The 15,169-nt window shown below is 72.2% G+C and carries 16 protein-coding genes, 2 tRNA genes and 1 other RNA gene; 13 read left to right on the top strand and 6 right to left on the bottom strand.

Annotation, left to right across the window (positions count from 1 at the left end; translation table 11 throughout):
- Nucleotides 1-173: RNase P RNA component class A (rnpB, locus tag KKR01S_RS10240), an RNA gene on the bottom strand; the annotation flags it as partial.
- A 27-nt stretch (nucleotides 174-200) separates the two neighbouring features.
- On the opposite strand from rnpB, the gene KKR01S_RS10235 reads away from it, so the two are divergent.
- Nucleotides 201-968: a YaaA family protein gene (locus KKR01S_RS10235; protein WP_058730330.1), complete on the top strand. Its 768-nt coding sequence runs from the start codon at nucleotides 201-203 to the stop codon at nucleotides 966-968.
- A gap of 18 nt (nucleotides 969-986) precedes the next feature.
- On the opposite strand, the gene def is transcribed toward KKR01S_RS10235, so the two are convergent.
- Entirely contained in the window at nucleotides 987-1,556 is a 570-nt protein-coding gene (def, locus tag KKR01S_RS10230) for a peptide deformylase (protein WP_058730329.1), read from the bottom strand.
- Nucleotides 1,557-1,763: 207 nt separating this feature from the next.
- On the opposite strand from def, the gene KKR01S_RS10225 reads away from it, so the two are divergent.
- The 5 genes from KKR01S_RS10225 (at nucleotide 1,764) to KKR01S_RS10205 (ending at nucleotide 6,422) form a co-directional block, all read left to right on the top strand.
- Nucleotides 1,764-2,348: a biotin transporter BioY gene (locus tag KKR01S_RS10225; protein ID WP_058730328.1), complete on the top strand. Its 585-nt coding sequence runs from the start codon at nucleotides 1,764-1,766 to the stop codon at nucleotides 2,346-2,348.
- On the top strand, nucleotides 2,345-3,688 hold the full coding sequence (locus tag KKR01S_RS10220; RefSeq protein ID WP_058730327.1) for an ANL family adenylate-forming protein: 1,344 nt from the start codon (nucleotides 2,345-2,347) through the stop codon (nucleotides 3,686-3,688). Before KKR01S_RS10225 ends, KKR01S_RS10220 begins: the two co-directional genes overlap by 4 nt.
- Nucleotides 3,681-4,904, top strand: a complete 1,224-nt coding sequence (locus tag KKR01S_RS10215) for a thiolase family protein (RefSeq protein WP_061225927.1) — start codon at nucleotides 3,681-3,683, stop codon at nucleotides 4,902-4,904. Before KKR01S_RS10220 ends, KKR01S_RS10215 begins: the two co-directional genes overlap by 8 nt.
- Nucleotides 4,905-4,965: 61 nt before the next feature.
- On the top strand, nucleotides 4,966-5,826 hold the full coding sequence (locus tag KKR01S_RS10210) for an energy-coupling factor ABC transporter ATP-binding protein (protein WP_081046204.1): 861 nt from the start codon (nucleotides 4,966-4,968) through the stop codon (nucleotides 5,824-5,826).
- The gene (locus KKR01S_RS10205) at nucleotides 5,823-6,422 is read left to right on the top strand and encodes an energy-coupling factor transporter transmembrane component T family protein (RefSeq protein ID WP_058730324.1); all 600 of its coding nucleotides are present in this window, start codon (nucleotides 5,823-5,825) and stop codon (nucleotides 6,420-6,422) included. The genes KKR01S_RS10210 and KKR01S_RS10205 overlap by 4 nt, the downstream gene beginning before the upstream one ends.
- A gap of 86 nt (nucleotides 6,423-6,508) precedes the next feature.
- On the opposite strand, the gene KKR01S_RS10200 is transcribed toward KKR01S_RS10205, so the two are convergent.
- Nucleotides 6,509-6,581: transfer RNA gene (locus KKR01S_RS10200), tRNA-His, on the bottom strand.
- Nucleotides 6,582-6,784: 203 nt separating this feature from the next.
- Entirely contained in the window at nucleotides 6,785-7,393 is a 609-nt protein-coding gene (gene orn / locus KKR01S_RS10195) for an oligoribonuclease (RefSeq protein ID WP_081046205.1), read from the bottom strand.
- A 132-nt stretch (nucleotides 7,394-7,525) separates the two neighbouring features.
- Here orn and mptB point away from each other — a divergent pair, with 132 nt between their 5' ends.
- The 6 genes from mptB to ettA all read left to right on the top strand — a co-directional run bounded on the left by mptB (nucleotide 7,526) and on the right by ettA (nucleotide 13,015).
- Nucleotides 7,526-9,055 carry a polyprenol phosphomannose-dependent alpha 1,6 mannosyltransferase MptB gene (gene mptB / locus KKR01S_RS10190; RefSeq protein WP_058730323.1) on the top strand — a complete coding sequence of 510 codons (1,530 nt, stop codon included), beginning with the start codon at nucleotides 7,526-7,528 and terminating at the stop codon, nucleotides 9,053-9,055.
- 93 nt (nucleotides 9,056-9,148) lie between these two features.
- Nucleotides 9,149-9,221: transfer RNA gene (locus KKR01S_RS10185), tRNA-Arg, on the top strand.
- 49 nt (nucleotides 9,222-9,270) lie between these two features.
- A complete protein-coding gene (locus KKR01S_RS10180; RefSeq protein ID WP_058730322.1) occupies nucleotides 9,271-9,807 on the top strand; it encodes a hypothetical protein in 537 nt (178 codons plus the stop codon).
- 263 nt (nucleotides 9,808-10,070) lie between these two features.
- Nucleotides 10,071-10,730 (top strand): single-stranded DNA-binding protein, encoded by a 660-nt coding sequence (locus KKR01S_RS10175; protein ID WP_061225926.1) that lies wholly within the window; start codon nucleotides 10,071-10,073, stop codon nucleotides 10,728-10,730.
- Nucleotides 10,731-10,847: 117 nt separating this feature from the next.
- The gene (locus KKR01S_RS10170) at nucleotides 10,848-11,288 is read left to right on the top strand and encodes a DUF6993 domain-containing protein (RefSeq protein ID WP_061225925.1); all 441 of its coding nucleotides are present in this window, start codon (nucleotides 10,848-10,850) and stop codon (nucleotides 11,286-11,288) included.
- A gap of 44 nt (nucleotides 11,289-11,332) precedes the next feature.
- The gene (gene ettA, locus KKR01S_RS10165; RefSeq protein WP_061225924.1) at nucleotides 11,333-13,015 is read left to right on the top strand and encodes an energy-dependent translational throttle protein EttA; all 1,683 of its coding nucleotides are present in this window, start codon (nucleotides 11,333-11,335) and stop codon (nucleotides 13,013-13,015) included.
- Nucleotides 13,016-13,104: 89 nt separating this feature from the next.
- On the opposite strand, the gene KKR01S_RS10160 is transcribed toward ettA, so the two are convergent.
- Nucleotides 13,105-14,010, bottom strand: a complete 906-nt coding sequence (locus KKR01S_RS10160) for an acyl-CoA thioesterase (RefSeq protein WP_058730318.1) — start codon at nucleotides 14,008-14,010, stop codon at nucleotides 13,105-13,107.
- An 85-nt stretch (nucleotides 14,011-14,095) separates the two neighbouring features.
- Here KKR01S_RS10160 and KKR01S_RS10155 point away from each other — a divergent pair, with 85 nt between their 5' ends.
- On the top strand, nucleotides 14,096-14,791 hold the full coding sequence (locus KKR01S_RS10155) for a DUF8185 domain-containing protein (protein WP_061225923.1): 696 nt from the start codon (nucleotides 14,096-14,098) through the stop codon (nucleotides 14,789-14,791).
- Nucleotides 14,792-14,795: 4 nt separating this feature from the next.
- Here KKR01S_RS10155 and KKR01S_RS10150 read toward each other — a convergent pair.
- The coding region (locus tag KKR01S_RS10150) for a globin (RefSeq protein ID WP_131800614.1) at nucleotides 14,796-15,169 on the bottom strand (374 nt) is incomplete at its 5' end.

Below are 15,169 nucleotides of genomic sequence, written 5' to 3'. Positions count from 1 at the left end.
TTTTCCCCCTGGCCCGCCGTGACCGCTGCACGCGGCACGGCGGGTGGTCTGTTCTCTGTGGCACTGGCCTGCGGGTTGCCCCGAGTGGACGTTATCCACCATCCTGCCCTGCGGAGCCCGGACTTTCCTCGAGACCCACGAAGCGTGGGCCGCGCGATCGTCTGGCCGACCCGTCCGGGGGCCACTCTACACTGGGGCCCATGCTCATCCTGCTGCCGCCCTCCGAGACCAAGACCCAGCCCGCCGACGGCGATCCCGTGGATCTCGGGGCCCTGAGCTTCCCCGAGCTCACCGAGGCCCGCGAGACCCTCCTGACCCGACTCGAGGAGGTCAGCGCCCGGGAGGATGCCGGGCAGCTGCTGAAGGTCGGGCCCTCCCTGGCCGCCGAGGTCGAACGCAACCGGCACCTGCGCGAGCTGCCGGCCGGGCCCGCCCTGCAGGTCTACACCGGGGTGCTCTACGACGCCCTGGACGCCGCGAGCCTGACCCCGGCCGCCCGGGAGCGGGCGGGGCGCGACGTCGTCATCGCCTCGGCCCTGTGGGGCGCGATCGCCGCGACCGACCGGATCCCCGCCTACCGGCTGTCCATGGGCGCGAAGATCGCCCCGAAGGGGAGCCTGGCCGCCTGGTGGAAGGGGGAACTGAGCCCGGTCCTGGAGGCGCGGGCTGCGGATGAGCTGATCATCGACTGCCGCTCCGGCGGCTACCAGGCGGCCTGGCCCGCCCCGGCGGAGCAGACCGTGCTGATCCGTGCTGAGCGTGAGAGTCCCGACGGCACCCGGAAGGTCGTCTCCCACATGGCCAAGCACTACCGGGGCCTGATCACCCGCAGCCTGCTGCTCTCCGGGCAGGACCCCACCGACGCCGAGGCCCTGGCGGACCTGCTCGCTCGGGAGCACCGGGTGGAGCTGTCCCGGGACACCCGGGGCACCGCGCAGCTGAGCGTCATCGTGCCCGCCGCCGGCTAGCGGGTCCGCCGGGGATGGTCAGTGCCCGAACGGATCCTCGTCGACGCCGGGCATCCAGGTGTTGCCGGGCACGCCCCAGCCCTCGCGCTTGATGGCCTTGCGCGCCTTCGCGGACCAGCGGCGGTTCAGATGGTCCACGTACAGCTGCCCGTCCAGGTGCTGGGTCTCGTGCTGCATGACCCGGGCGAACCAGCCGTGGGCCTCGAACTCCAGCGGGGCGCCCTGGGCGTCCTGACCCGACACGCGCACCCACTCGGCCCGCTTCAGCGGGAAGGACAGTCCCGGCACGGACAGGCACCCCTCGGACTCCTCCTCGGGGTCCGGGTCCTCCTGGGAGATCTTCCCCAGGCTCAGCCGCGGGTTCACGATCACGCCGCGGTCCGCGGCGTCGTCGTTGGCGTACTCGTAGACGAACACGCGCAGACCCGACCCCACCTGGGTCGCGGCCAGCCCGACGCCGTGGGCGGCGTCCATCGTCTCGTACATGTCCTCGATCAGCCGCTGGAAGTCCGGGCCGAAGTCGGTGACGGGCCGGGTGGGTCGGTGCAGCACCGGCTCCCCGGTGATGACGATGGGCAGGATGGTCACGATGGCGCTCCTGAGGGGACGACGGCGGATGCACGGGCGTGCGATCCCACCAGGCTAACCCAGCGCGGGATGCCACCCGCCGGGCCGCCCCGGGGTATCGGCTGCGTCACACCGATCCTTCCGGAGGTGCTTCCAACCAGGGGAGGGGCTATGTTGAACGGTGTTCAATCGTTGCTTCCCCCGGCCAGGACTCCAGGAGGACTCCCCATGAGCCAGCCCGCAGCGCCCCGGCGCCGCAGCACCCTCTCTCCGGCGCACATCATCGCCCGCGTGGCCGTCTTCGCCGCCCTCATCGCCGTGCTCGGTCTGATGGCCCCGATCCCGGTGCCCGGCATCCCCGTGCCCATCACCGCCCAGACCCTCGGCGTGATGCTCGCCGGGGCGGTGCTCGGACCGGTGTGGGGCGCGGCTTCGGTGACGCTGTTCGAGCTGCTCGTGATCGTCGGGCTGCCGCTGCTGTCCGGCGGGCGCGGGGGTATCGGCGTCTTCGCCGGGGTCTCCGGCGGGTACCTCATCGGCTACATCGCGGGGGCCTTCGTCGTCGGGCTGATCGCCCTGCCCCGCGCCGGCAGGCCCAGCTGGATCCGGGTGCTGCTGGCCAGCCTCATCGGCGGCATCGCGGTGATCTACCTCTTCGGGGTGCCCGTGCAGGCCTGGCGGCTGGGCATCGGCCTGCGCGAATCCCTCTACGCCTCCTTCGCCTTCCTCCCCGGGGACATCATCAAGGCGGTGCTGACCACCCTGATCACCACGGGCCTGTGGAAGGCCTACCCGCGCGCGTTCCTGCGATGACGCCCACCCATCCTGCGCCGCAGCGGGAGGGAGAGCGGGGGAGCCTGCACCTGGAATCCACCGCCTCCGGCATCACCCTGATCACCGGCGCGGATCACGCCGAGGTGCTCGAGCGGGCCCTGCGCCTGCGGGCCGACGGCGGCATCCCGCTGATCGGCGACGAGCGGTGGTCACCACAGCGGCGGGCGCAGATCCTGGAGCGCGCGGCCGCCGCATCCCCGAAGGAGGGCATCGGCTGGGCCGCGTGCACCTCCGGCTCCACCGGGACGCCGAAGATCCTGCTGCGCACCCCGGCCTCCTGGGAGATCGCCTACCCGGGGCTGGATCGGCTGATCGCCCGGGTGGCCGGATGGTCCACGACCGCCGGTCGCACCCTGCTGCTGCCCGTGCATCCCGTCTCCTCCATGGGTCCCTTCGCCGCGGTGCACGCGGCCCACTCCGGGATGCGCCTGCGCGTGCCGCGCGGAGTCCGCATCACCGCCGAGGATCTCGCGGGTGCGGATCTGCTGCACGGCACCCCGTGGCACCTGCGCGAGGTCCTGGATCTGCTCGACGCCCAGGGTGCGTTCTCCCACCGGCTGCGGGTCGCGGTGATCGGCGGGGATCGGGTGGACCCCGCGCTGCGGGCGGAAGCCGAGCGGCGGGGCATCGCCGTGCTCGGCTACTACGGTGCGGCCGAGCTCTCCCTGGTGGCCGTGGACGACGGCTCGGGTCTGCGGGCCTTCCCCGACGTCCGGCTGCGCGTGCGCCGCGGGGTGCTGTGGGTGCGCACGGAGCAGGCGGCCCGCCAGCTGATCGGCGGCGTCTCGACCCTGCGCCGGGAGGAATCCGAGGACGGTGTCTGGCTGAGCGTCGGGGACCGGGCGAGGCTGTCCGAGGACGGCGTGCTGGCTCTGTGCGGCCGGGAGGATCAGGCCATCCTCACCGCCGGGGCCACCGTCACCCCGGAGGCCGTGGAGGCCGTCCTGCTCGCCTCGCCCCTGGTGGACCGGGCTCTCGTCTACGGAGCGCCGCACCCGCGGCTGGGTCAGCTGGTGGCCGCCTGCATCCAGCCGAGCTCGGCAGCTTCGGAGCTGAGCGAACGGCGACTCCGGCGGAAGCTGCGCGCGTGGTGCGCTCGCAGGCTGGATCCCGCCCAGCGCCCCCGCCGGTGGCTGTTCACGGCAGCCCTGCCGCGCACACCCAGTGGCAAACCCCGGCGGCTGCGCCCGGCCGAGGTGGCGGACCTGCCGCCCTGGACGCCGTCGCAGGGTTCAAGCGGAGGTGAAGGTTCAGATGATTCGCTTTCACTTCAACCAGAGATTGAAGTATCACGGGCAGAGGAGGCCGGCCATGCCTGAGGTCGCCGTGCTCGCTGCGGGCCGCAGCGCCTTCACCGGGCGCTCCCGCGCCCAAGCCGGACGCACCGATGACCAGCTGGCCGGCCCGTTGCTCGCCGGCCTCACCGCGGCGGCCGGCATCTCCTCGCCGGAGAGGGCGGTGGACGGTGTGATCCTCGGCAGCTGCACCGGTCCCGGTGGGAACGTCGGGCGGCGGGCCGCCCTGGCCGCCGGATTCGGTCTGGACTGCCCCGGCTGGTCCGTGGACGCCCAGTGCGGCTCCGGGATGCTCGCGGTGCAGCAGGCCGCGGACCGCATCCGTCTGGACGGCGGACTGATCGCCGCCGGCGGGGTGGAGAGCCCCTCCACCGCCCCGGAGCGCCGGATCGACGGCGTGGCCTACCGCCAGGCGCCCATGGTTCCGCGCGGCTTCCCGGACCCTGACCTGGTGCACGCCGCCGAGGACCTGGCCCGTGTCCGGGGCATCACCCGCCAGCGGCAGGACGCCCTGGCCGAGCGCAGCCACCGCCTGGCCCTGGAGCACGCGGACCTGCTGGCCGCCGAGCGTCTCGACGGCAGCGGCATCGCCGATGACGGCCCCCGCGCGGTGACCGCCCGGTTGCTGGCCCGCTTCGCCCCGCTCGTCCCGGAGGCGGCGGAGCCCGGAACGCCCTCCGGGGGCGCCTCGCCGCGACATACCGACTCCCTGCCGGAGACCGGGATCACGGGTGAGCCTCGGCCCGGGTTCGGATCGGTGACCCCGGGGAACACCGCGCGCATCGCCGACGGCGCGGCCGCGCTACTGCTGGGCCCCGCCCCGCGCGGCGTCGACGGGCAGCCCGCGCGCCCGCACACCCTGGTGCGGGCCGGCATCCTGGCCGGAGGGGACCCGGCCCTGCCGGGGGCGGCACCCACCGGCGCCCTGCGGCGGCTGCTGCGCCGGGCAGGGATCGGGCTGGATCGGCTCGGCGCCCTGGAGATCGTCGAGGCCTTCTCCGCCCAGGTCCTGGCCACCCTGGACGATCTCGACCTGGCCGACGGGGAGCGGATCGATCCTCGGGTCAACGCCGCCGGGGGAGCGCTGGCCCTCGGGCACCCGTGGGGAGCCTCCGGGGCGGCCGTGCTCGTGCGGCTGCATCACCGGCTGCTGGCCTGCCCTCCCGGTACGCTCGGAGCGGCGGCCTGCGCCATCGGCGGCGGGATGGCCGCCGCGGTCCTGCTGCAGCGCGGCGACTGAGCGGCACCGGTCCCGCACTACCCGGCAGAAGACCCCTGATGACCCGAAGAGGAGAGCCCTGATGAGCAGGTTCCTGCGCCGCCGCCGGGCCGACCGGCACCCAACCCGTGGGACTGCCCCCGCCCCGGAAACCGGCGCACCGCTCGGACCGAACCCGGAGGCACCGGAGGCCACCGCCCCGCGATCCGGGCAGGCGCGCCCCGAGGAGGGCCAGCCCCCGGTGATCCGGGTGCGAGACCTCACCGTCACCGCGGACGGACCCGAGGGGGAGTCGGTGCTGCTGCAGGGGCTCACCTGCACGCTCGGGGCCGCGCGCACCGCGGTCATCGGGGAGAACGGATCGGGCAAGTCCACCCTGGTGCGCGTCATCGCGGGGCTGATGGATCCTGCCGCGGGCAGCGTCACCGTGCACGGCATCGACGCCGTCGCCGACCGCCGCCGGCTGCGTCGGTGCGTCGGCTTCGTCTTCGCCAATCCCGGCGCGCAGGCCATCATGCCCGTGGTGCGCGAGGACGTGGCCCTGACCCTGCGCGGCCGGGATCTCACCACCGGGCAGATCCGGCAGACCGTGGATGCGGCACTGGCCGAGCACGGGCTGAGCGACCTGGCCGATCGGGCCTGCCAGTCCCTCTCCAGCGGGCAGATGCAGCGGCTGGCCCTGTGCTCGGTGCTGGTGGGCGGCCCGGACCTGGTGATCGCGGACGAGCCCACGAGCATGCTGGACGCCCGGCACCGCCGGATCATCGCCGACCGGCTGCTGGCCCCGGCCGCCCGCCAGGTCCTGCTGGTCACCCACGACATGGACCTGGCCGCTCGCTGCGATGAGGCCGTGCTGATCCGCGACGGGAAGCTTCAGGCCCAGGGGCCGCCGGACGAGGTCATCGCCCGCTACCACCGAAGCCTCGAGGAACCGGGCCGATGATCAGCCTCTACCTGCCCGGTACCAGTCCGATCCACCGCGCCCCGGCCTGGCTGAAGCTGCTGGTCCTCGCCCTCGGCGCCATCGTGCTCTCCCTGCTGCCGAACTCGTGGGGTCTGGCCGCCGCGGCCTTCCTGCTGCCCGCCCTCGCCTACGCCGCGGCGGGCCTGAGCGCGCGGATCATGGCGCGGGACCTGCGGGCGATGCTGGTGCTGGTGATCTTCCTGGTGGGGACCCAGCTGATCTTCTCCCCGCCCCTGGCCGCGGTGTGCAATACGGCCCGGGTGCTGACGGTGGTGCTGCTGGCGCAGGTGCTCACCCGCACCACCCGGGTGCAGGAGATGGTGGAGGTGGCCCAGACCTGCCTGCGTCCGCTGCGCCGGGTGGGCCTGAGCCCGACGGCGGTCGGCCTGGCGATGGCGCTGGCGATCACCTCCATCGGGCAGGTCGCCGGGATCGTCACTCAGGTGCGCCAGGCCCAGCGCAGCCGGGGTGTTCGGCTGGCCCCGTGGGTGTGGGTCATGCCGGTGCTGGTGCTGACCCTGCGCCACGCCGACGACGTCGGGGACGCTCTGCAGGCCCGCGGCGCCGCCGACTGAGTCGGTGCCGAGCAGGCACGGAGAGCAGACCTGCGGCGGGGGACGACGAAGGCCCGGATCCGTGAGGATCCGGGCCTTGTCTTCGGGGTGATCGACGGGGGTTGAACCCGCGACCTCCTGGACCACAACCAGGCGCTCTGCCAACTGAGCTACGACCACCATCAAGATCGCTGCCCGGAGGGTTCCGGATCGCTCCGGCCCGCTGGGCAACATCCAAGAGACTACACGAGCCCGCCCGTCGTCGGCGAATCAGCACGGCCCGCGGCGGGCGTGAGACCGCGCACAGCGGCACGCGGCTCAGTCGGAGGCGCGCTCGAACGGCACCGTACCCGGACGGCGTCGTGCTCAGCAGACGCCGGGATTCAGTCGGCCTCGCTCACCCGGGTGGAGATCGCCTTCGCGGTCTCGGAGTCCGGGCCCGGCTGGGGGACGAACACGGCCTCGCGGTAGTAGCGCAGCTCCTGGATCGAATCCCGGATGTCGCCCAGGGCCCGGTGGTTCCCGGTCTTGGCCGGCGCCTGGTAGTAGGCCCGCGGGTACCACCGGCGGGCCAGCTCCTTGATCGTGGAGACGTCGATGATCCGGTAGTGCAGGTGCTCGATCAGCTCCGGCATGTCCCGGGCCAGGAAGGTCTTGTCCGTGCCCACCGAGTTCCCGCCCAGTTGCGCCTTGCCGGGCTCCGGGACGTAGCGGCGGACGTGCTCCATCACCTGCCGGGTGGCCTCGGCCATGCTCAGCCCGTCGGGCAGCTCCTCCAGCAGTCCCGAGGTGGTGTGCATCTGCCGCACGAAGTCGCCCATCTGCTCCAGGGCGCCCTCCGGAGGGGCGATCAGCACGTCCAGACCCTCATCCAGGATGTTCAGCTCCGCGTCGGTGATCAGCACCGCGACCTCGATCAGCGCGTCCCTCTCCAGGTCCAGGCCGGTCATCTCGCAGTCGATCCACACAATGCGCTCATGATTCTTAGACACCCCTCCAATCTATCGCCCCGCCACCCCGACGGCGCCACACACCGGAGCAGGCCGGGGGATCGGTACAGTGGGCGGGAGCATCTTTCCCGCACCAGCACCGACCGCACCAGCAAGACCGACCCAGGGGAGCACGTGAGCCAGAGCGTCGCGTCCGCAGCCCGGACCAGAACCGAGCCGCGCTTCGTGCAGCGCAGCCCGATGCGCACCATCGTCATCGGCACGATCGGCTCCCTGCTGATGATGGTCGGCTCCTTCGGCATCGGCTGGCTGGCCCCCATCTCCCGGCTGCGCCAGGACCCCGTGATCATCGCGCTGCGCTACACCGACGGCGCGGTGGTCGCCTGCATCGTGATGACCGCCCTCGGGGCGATGGCCCTGACCCGCGAGTGGCTGCGGCTGAGCCAGAAGATCGACCACTGGGGGCGCCCGGCGAAGAAGTGGGTGACCCTGGCGATCCTGTGCTGGGTCACCCCGATGCTGTTCTCCTTCCCGCTGTTCAGCCGGGACGTGTACTCCTACTACGCCCAGGGCCGGGTCTACGAGTCCGGGCTGAACCCGTACGAATCCGGGGTCTCCTCGGTCAACAACTTCTTCCAGTCCGGGGCGGACCCGCTGTGGAGCCAGTCCCCGCCGCCCTACGGCGCGGTCTTCCTGTGGATCGAGGGCCTCGTCGTGCGGGTGGCCGGAACCTCGCCCGACGTCGCCTTCTACCTCTTCAGGCTGGTGGCCCTGATCGGGGTCGCCCTGATCGCGATCTTCCTGCCCAAGCTGGCCCGGATGCACGGGATCAACCCGGTGCGCGCCTGCTGGCTGTGCCTGGCCAATCCCATGTTCCTGGTGCACTTCGTGATCTCCGCGCACAACGACGCCCTGATGATCGGGCTGATGATGGCCGGGGTGTGGGTCAGCGCCCGATGGCGCACCACGGCGGGCGGGATCGGGGGGATCACCCTGGTGACCCTGGCCATCGCCGTGAAGCCGATCGCGATCATCACCCTGCCGTTCATCGGCCTGCTGTGGGCCGGGCGCGGCGCCTCCTGGCCGCGGCGGATCCTGTTCTGGGTTCTCACCCTCGCGGTGTGCCTGGCGCAGCTGTGGATCATGGGCCGGATGAACGGGTTCGGCTTCGACTGGATCAACGGCCTGAAGACCACCGGCGGGGTGTGGATCTGGTACGCGCCCATCGGGGCGCTGAGCTTCCTCGGCAAGGTGCTCGTGGACTCGTGGGGTGGGCCCGGCGGGGACGTGCAGTCCGCGATCCAGAAGATCGGGCAGCTGCTCGGCATGCTCGGGGCGGGCATCATGGCGCTGATCGGGCGGGATCAGACGATCATCCGCCGCCTCACCCTGGCCCTGGCCTTCGTGGTGATGTTCAACCCGATGATCCAGGCCTGGTACGTGGTCTGGCTGATCCCCTTCTTCGCGGCCACCGGGATCCGGGCGGACTGGCACGTGGACTTCTACTTCCTGACCACCCTGTTCTTCATGCTCTGGGCCGTCTCCGATCAGCTGGACGTGTTCCCCTACCTGGATCTGGACCTGAACATGGGGCGGCTCGTGGCGATCGTCGTCGCCCTGGTCTACGCGGTGTACCTGATGTTCCTGGACCCCTCCACCCGGCGAGTCTTCCGACGCCGACACCGCGGCGCGGCCGTCGTCTGACACCGGCCGGCACCGGACAGGGCCGAGGTCGGGCGGCATGCGGGGCGGCGGGACCCGCGGTATGGTGGGGGAGTCCGCCGTCGCGGCGGACGCGCCTCAGTAGCTCAGTGGATAGAGCAGGAGCCTTCTAATCTCTTGGTCGGGGGTTCGACTCCCTCCTGGGGCACCGGATCAGCGGTCGGGCCGTTCGCATGACGGGGCAGGAGGTTCCAGCCATGAGCGCTTCCGCGGCAGCCCGGCCCCTCGCCTTCCTCGACGTGGACGGGGTCCTGAACCACTTCGTCTCCGCGGACCTCGCCGAACGCCGCGGGCTGCGCCGCATCACCGTCGTGCCGCAGTCCCTGCCCGTGGAATTCACCGTGATCCTGGACCCGGCCGATCGCGACCGGGTGCTGCGCTTGGCGCGCCACTTCGAGATGGCCTGGGGCACCACCTGGGAAGAGGACGCGCCCCGGCTGATCGCCCCGCAGCTCGGGCTGCCCACCACCTGGCCGGTCGCCCACATCGACCGGGTGGACGCCGCCAAGGTCCCCGGGATCCTGGAGGTCGCCGCGGGACGGCCCTTCGTCTGGCTCGACGACGACGTCTCCCCGGCCGACCGCGAGCACCTCACCCGGGTCCCGCAGCCGCACCGGGTCATCGAGGTGCCTGCACCCTGGGTGGATCACCGCGACCCGCGGCGGGTCACCGGGCTCACAGACGAGCTGGTGCAGGAGGCCATCGACTGGGCGCGGGAGCTGAGCACGCGATAGATCATCCGGTTTCTTCGCGGCGCGGCGTCCTTGAGGCCGGTCATCCCCCTCGGTCATCGCCGGCGCCTGGCGCGTCCGGCCGGATCCCTTCGGCTCCGGAATCGGTGGATCTCCCGCGGGATTCCCGGCGGCATCCACAGCAGCCCCGCGAATCCGGGGGAGCGGGGGATGGGACGCACCCCGAGGGGTCCAGGATGAGCGGTACCGGACCGCCCGCGAGCACCGCGGGAGCCGGCACCAGCCCCTCCCGAAAGGACACGGCCATGACCGACCTGATCACCGTCCGCGGCTTCGTCGCCACCAAGCCCGACCCCCGGACCATGCCCGGCAACGGCACCGCCGTCGCCTCCTTCCGCCTGGCCTCCACCCCGCGGTGGTACGACGCCCAAGCCAAGGAGTGGAAGGACGGCCACACCAACTGGTACACCGTCACCGCCTTCCGCGCCCTGGCCGGCACCGTGACCGCCTCCGTGCAGGTGGGCCAGCCGGTGATCGTGCAGGGCAAGCTGCGCGTGAAGACCTGGGAATCCGGCGGCATCAAGCGCTCCACGGTGGAGATCGCGGCCCTCAGCGTGGGCCACGACCTCGCCTTCGGCACCGCCAGCTTCGCCCGCAGCAGCGGCCCCCAGCCCGGGGAGCGCCGCCAGGATCCCCGGGAGTCCGGCAGCGGCTGGGACGCCGGTCCCGCCTCCGCCGGGTCTCTGCCCTCCGAGGTGGAGACGGGGACCGGGGAGTGGGTGGATGCCCGGACCGGGCAGATCCTCGAGGACCCGGCGGATCCCGCGGACCCGACCCCCGAGACCGGCCGCACCGCCACCGGAGACGCCGACGAGGACCCCGGCGCGGACAGCGCGGCGGGCCCCGAGCCGACCGGGATGTCCGAGGCCGACGAGGAGGACGAGGCCCTGGCGGCCATGAGCTGAGGCTCCGACCCGAGCGGATCATGCGGCCCATGCGGTCCGAGAGGACCGGGCGGGGCGGGAGGCCTCGGGGCGTGGCACAATGTCCGTGTCCCCGACGCCGCCCGCCCAGGAGCCCCGATGCCCGTCACCCGCCGCAGCGCCGCCGTGCTGGCCGTCCTCACCGTGACGGCCCTGACGACGGCGCTGACCGGATGCTCCGACGCCGACACCGGGTCCTCGCAGACTGCGCAGACCCCCGCTCCAGCGGCGTCCTCGGATGACCCGCTCCAGCAGGATGCCCGGCATCTGCAGGAGGTGCTCACCGGTTCGCTGCAGGGCCAGGAGGTCACGGCCGAGCGGGTGCGCTCCGGCATCGCGCAGGCCGGCTGGTCCGGGCAGGACGTCGAGGTCGGACAGGACACCACCCCCACCGGGCTGGACGTGGACAGCGTGGACGCGGCCGTGAAGACCCGGGATCAGTGCCTCGTGGCCGACGTGCGACCGGACGGTGCCGTGAGCGTGAGCACCGGGCCCGCGCTGTCCGACGGCCGGTGCTTCGCCGGTCACCGCGCCGGCTAGGGCACCCGATTCGGCCCGCTGGCGCGCATAGTAGCCTGGACGGCATGGCTGAATTTATCTACACGATGTCCAAGGCCCGCAAGAAGGTGGGCGACAAGGTCATCCTGGACGATGTCACGATGTCCTTCTACCCCGGGGCGAAGATCGGCGTCGTCGGCCCCAACGGCGCCGGCAAGTCCACGATCCTGAAGATCATGGCCGGGCTGGACACCCCCTCCAACGGCGAGGCCCGGCTGAGCCCCGGCTACAGCGTCGGCATCCTCCTGCAGGAGCCCCCGCTGAACGAGGAGAAAACCGTCCTGGGCAACGTCCAGGAGGGCGTGGGCGAGATCAAGGCCAAGCTGGACCGGTACAACGAGATCTCCGAGGAGATGGCGAACCCGGACGCAGACTTCGACGCCCTGATGGAGGAGATGGGCAAGCTCCAGGAGGAGATCGACGCCGCGAACGCCTGGGACCTGGACAGCCAGCTGGAGCAGGCGATGGACGCCCTGCGCTGCCCGCCCGGGGACGCGGATGTGAAGGTCCTCTCCGGGGGCGAGCGACGCCGGGTCGCCCTGTGCAAGCTGCTGCTGCAGAAGCCGGACCTGCTGCTGCTGGATGAGCCCACCAACCACCTGGACGCCGAATCCGTGCTGTGGCTGGAGCAGCACCTGCAGTCCTACCCCGGTGCGGTGCTGGCCGTGACCCACGACCGCTACTTCCTGGACCACGTGGCCGAGTGGATCTGCGAGGTGGAGCGCGGCCGCCTGCACGGCTACGAGGGCAACTACTCCACCTACCTGGACACCAAGCAGAAGCGCCTGGAGGTGCAGGGCAAGAAGGACGCCAAGATGGCCAAGCGCCTGAAGGACGAGCTGGACTGGGTCCGCTCCAACTCCAAGGGGCGCCAGACCAAGTCCAAGGCCCGCCTGAACCGCTACGAGGAGATGGCCGCCGAGGCGGAGAAGACCCGCAAGCTGGACTTCGAGGAGATCCAGATCCCGCCGGGACCGCGCCTGGGCTCGCAGGTCATCGAAGCGGAGAACCTGCAGAAGGGCTTCGGCGAGCGCAGGCTGATCAGCGGCCTGTCCTTCTCCCTGCCGCGCAACGGCATCGTCGGGGTCATCGGCCCCAACGGCGTCGGCAAGTCCACCCTGTTCAAGACCATCGTGGGCCTGGAGCCGCTGGACGGCGGCGAGCTGAAGGTCGGGGAGTCCGTGAAGATCTCCTACGTGGATCAGAACCGGGAGAACATCGACCCGGAGAAGACCTTGTGGGAGGTGGTCTCCGACGGGCTGGACTTCATCAAGGTCGGCCAGGTGGAGATGCCCTCGCGCGCCTACGTCTCCGCGTTCGGCTTCAAGGGCCCGGACCAGCAGAAGAAGGCCGGGGTGCTCTCCGGCGGTGAGCGCAACCGCCTGAACCTGGCCCTGACCCTGAAGCAGGGGGGGAACCTGCTGCTGCTGGATGAGCCCACCAACGACCTGGACGTGGAGACCCTCTCCTCCCTGGAGGATGCGCTGCTGAAGTTCCCGGGCTGCGCCGTGGTCGTCTCCCACGACCGCTGGTTCCTGGACCGGGTCGCCACCCACATCCTCGCCTGGGAGGGCACCGAGGAGCACCCGGACCGGTGGTACTGGTTCGAGGGCAACTTCGAGTCCTACGAGGAGAACAAGGTCGAGCGCCTCGGCGCCGACGCCGCCCGCCCGCACCGGGTCACCCACCGCCGCCTGACCCGCGACTAGCGGCACCTGACCACGCCGATGGCGCCCGTCCCCGAGAACGCGGGGGCAGGCGCCATCGGCGTCTTCGGTGGATAAGGCCAGGCGGGGGCTCACTCCGGCAGTCGGATCATCGCCTCCTGCGTCGTCGTGGCGATCAGGCGCCCGGTGCGGTCGAAGATCCTCCCGCAGGCCAGCCCCCGGGAACCCGAGGCATTCGGGGAATGCTGGGTGTACAGCAGCCACTCATCGGCCCTGGCCTCCCGATGCCACCAGATCGCGTGATCCAGGGTGGCCGCGGCCAGGCCCGGTTCGGTCCAGGACTTCCCGTGCCGGCGCAGGATCGGCTCGATCGGCGTGTAGTCCGAGGCGTAGGCGATCGCGGCCCGGTGGATCACCGGATCATCCGGCAGCCGCCCGAAGGTCCGGAACCACACCGCGGTGGAGGCCTCCCGGGCCCCGGCGGGGGCCAGGAAGATCGGCTCGGAGACGTAGCGCAGGTCGAAGGGACGCCCGAAGGCGATGCGCCGGGCCCGCGGATCGTCGACGTCGGCCAGCAGCTGCCGCGGACTGGGCAGCTGTTCCGGGGCCGGCACGCCCTCGGGCATCCGCTCCTGATGCTCCAGCCCCGGCTGGGGGACCTGGAAGGAGGCCAGGCAGGACAGGATCACCCGCCCCTCCTGGTAGGCGTGGATCCGGCGGGCGGAGAAGGAGCGGCCATCGCGCATCCGCTCCACGCCGAAGGTGATGGGCTGGGTGACATCCCCGGGACGCAGGAAGTACCCGTGCAGGGAGTGGATCGGCCGGTCCTCGGCCACGGTGCGGCTGGCCGCGATCGCGGACTGGGCCAGCACCTGCCCGCCGTAGACCCGCGGGGTCTCCGGTCCCACGGTGCGTCCAACGAAGACGTCCTCCGTGGTGCGCAGCGGCTCCTCCGGAGCCAGGCGGAACATGCTCAGCAGCTTCGCGGTGGCCTCCGAGGGATCGGCGGGGGCACCCGAGTCATCGACTTCGCTCATCCGCCCATCGTAGCCGCGACGCCTCGTCACCCAGCCCCACCGCCCAGCCCCACCCGCGCGGCGGGTCCGGACTAGGGTGGGGAGGATGAACGACGACGCCCCCGCCGCTGACCGGCCCACCCCCGAGCAGTCCACGGCCCCCGTCCTGCGGCTGGCCGATCCCCGGCAGGCCAGGGACCTGGCCACTCTGATCTCCCGGGCCCGCGCCCTGGACGAGGGTGCCGCGGTGCGCCTGCAGGCCGTGGGCTCGGTCCTGGCCGTGTGGGTGCCCGTGATGAGCGGGGAGACCCTCTTGGAGCAGGTGCCCACGGTCCTGGGCATGCGGGCCGTGCACCTGTCCGAACCCTCCCGAGCCGATGCCACGGTGCAGGCGGCGGCCGTGCTGGATCGGATGGCCCGCGTGGACCGGGCCGGGGCGGCGCTGGCCCTGCCCCCGATCACCGTGCGGGCCGCCTGGTCCGGGGCGATCCCCGGCACCTCGGGTTGGAAGGAGTGCGGCACGGTCTCTGCTCAGCGGCTCGAGGAGCTCGCCCGGCAGGGCAGCCGGGCCGTGGAGCAGGCCCTGCCGGCCCAGGCGGGGGCGGCGGTGCTGAGCACCGTGCGCTCGCGGATCTGGGGCACCGTGGAGCAGCCCGGCGGCTTCGTGGCCGGTGCGGCCTTCGGGGCCAAGGCGCTGGGCTTCCTCGGCGGCGGCGACGTCGTCGTGCACGCCCAGGGCCCGTGGCGGCGCCTGTCCAACCGGGCGGGGCACCTGCTGGCCCGCCCCGCCGCCTCCCTGTGACCGGCTATCCGGGGGTGTTCGTCATCGCGACGGCGGCCCGCTGGAAGTAGTCCCACATCAGCCCGTCCAGCATCGGCGGCAGCTCGAGGGTGTCCAGGGATTCGCGCATGAATCGCAGCCAGGTCTGCCGGGCCGCGGAGTCGATGCGGAAGGGGGCGTGGCGCATCCGCAGCCGCGGGTGTCCGCGCAGCTGCCCGTAGGTGGTGGGCCCGCCGAAGTACTGCTCCAGGAACATCTCCAGGCGCACCCGGGCCGGCTCCAGGTCCTCCTCCGGGTACATCGCGGCGAACTCCGGGTCCGCGGCCACCCGGGAGTAGAACTCCCGGGTGAGCCGCTGGAAGGCCGCGTGCCCGCCGATCTGCTCATATAGGCTCCGGG

Source organism: Rothia kristinae NBRC 15354, assembly GCF_001570865.1.
GTDB lineage: Bacteria > Actinomycetota > Actinomycetes > Actinomycetales > Micrococcaceae > Rothia > Rothia kristinae.
The sequence above is the reverse complement of the archived record's forward strand: the minus strand, read 5'-3'. Positions and strand labels throughout refer to the sequence as shown.

Coding starts and splice junctions, on each gene's coding strand:
- ettA (WP_061225924.1), top strand. CDS start 11,333: ATGGCTGAATTTATCTACACGATGTCCAAGGCCCGCAAGAAGGTGGGC.
- KKR01S_RS10210 (WP_081046204.1), top strand. CDS start 4,966: ATGAGCAGGTTCCTGCGCCGCCGCCGGGCCGACCGGCACCCAACCCGT.
- KKR01S_RS10215 (WP_061225927.1), top strand. CDS start 3,681: ATGCCTGAGGTCGCCGTGCTCGCTGCGGGCCGCAGCGCCTTCACCGGG.
- KKR01S_RS10160 (WP_058730318.1), bottom strand. CDS start 14,010: ATGAGCGAAGTCGATGACTCGGGTGCCCCCGCCGATCCCTCGGAGGCC.
- KKR01S_RS10170 (WP_061225925.1), top strand. CDS start 10,848: ATGCCCGTCACCCGCCGCAGCGCCGCCGTGCTGGCCGTCCTCACCGTG.
- KKR01S_RS10205 (WP_058730324.1), top strand. CDS start 5,823: ATGATCAGCCTCTACCTGCCCGGTACCAGTCCGATCCACCGCGCCCCG.
- KKR01S_RS10235 (WP_058730330.1), top strand. CDS start 201: ATGCTCATCCTGCTGCCGCCCTCCGAGACCAAGACCCAGCCCGCCGAC.
- KKR01S_RS10155 (WP_061225923.1), top strand. CDS start 14,096: ATGAACGACGACGCCCCCGCCGCTGACCGGCCCACCCCCGAGCAGTCC.
- KKR01S_RS10225 (WP_058730328.1), top strand. CDS start 1,764: ATGAGCCAGCCCGCAGCGCCCCGGCGCCGCAGCACCCTCTCTCCGGCG.
- KKR01S_RS10180 (WP_058730322.1), top strand. CDS start 9,271: ATGAGCGCTTCCGCGGCAGCCCGGCCCCTCGCCTTCCTCGACGTGGAC.
- KKR01S_RS10175 (WP_061225926.1), top strand. CDS start 10,071: ATGACCGACCTGATCACCGTCCGCGGCTTCGTCGCCACCAAGCCCGAC.
- KKR01S_RS10220 (WP_058730327.1), top strand. CDS start 2,345: ATGACGCCCACCCATCCTGCGCCGCAGCGGGAGGGAGAGCGGGGGAGC.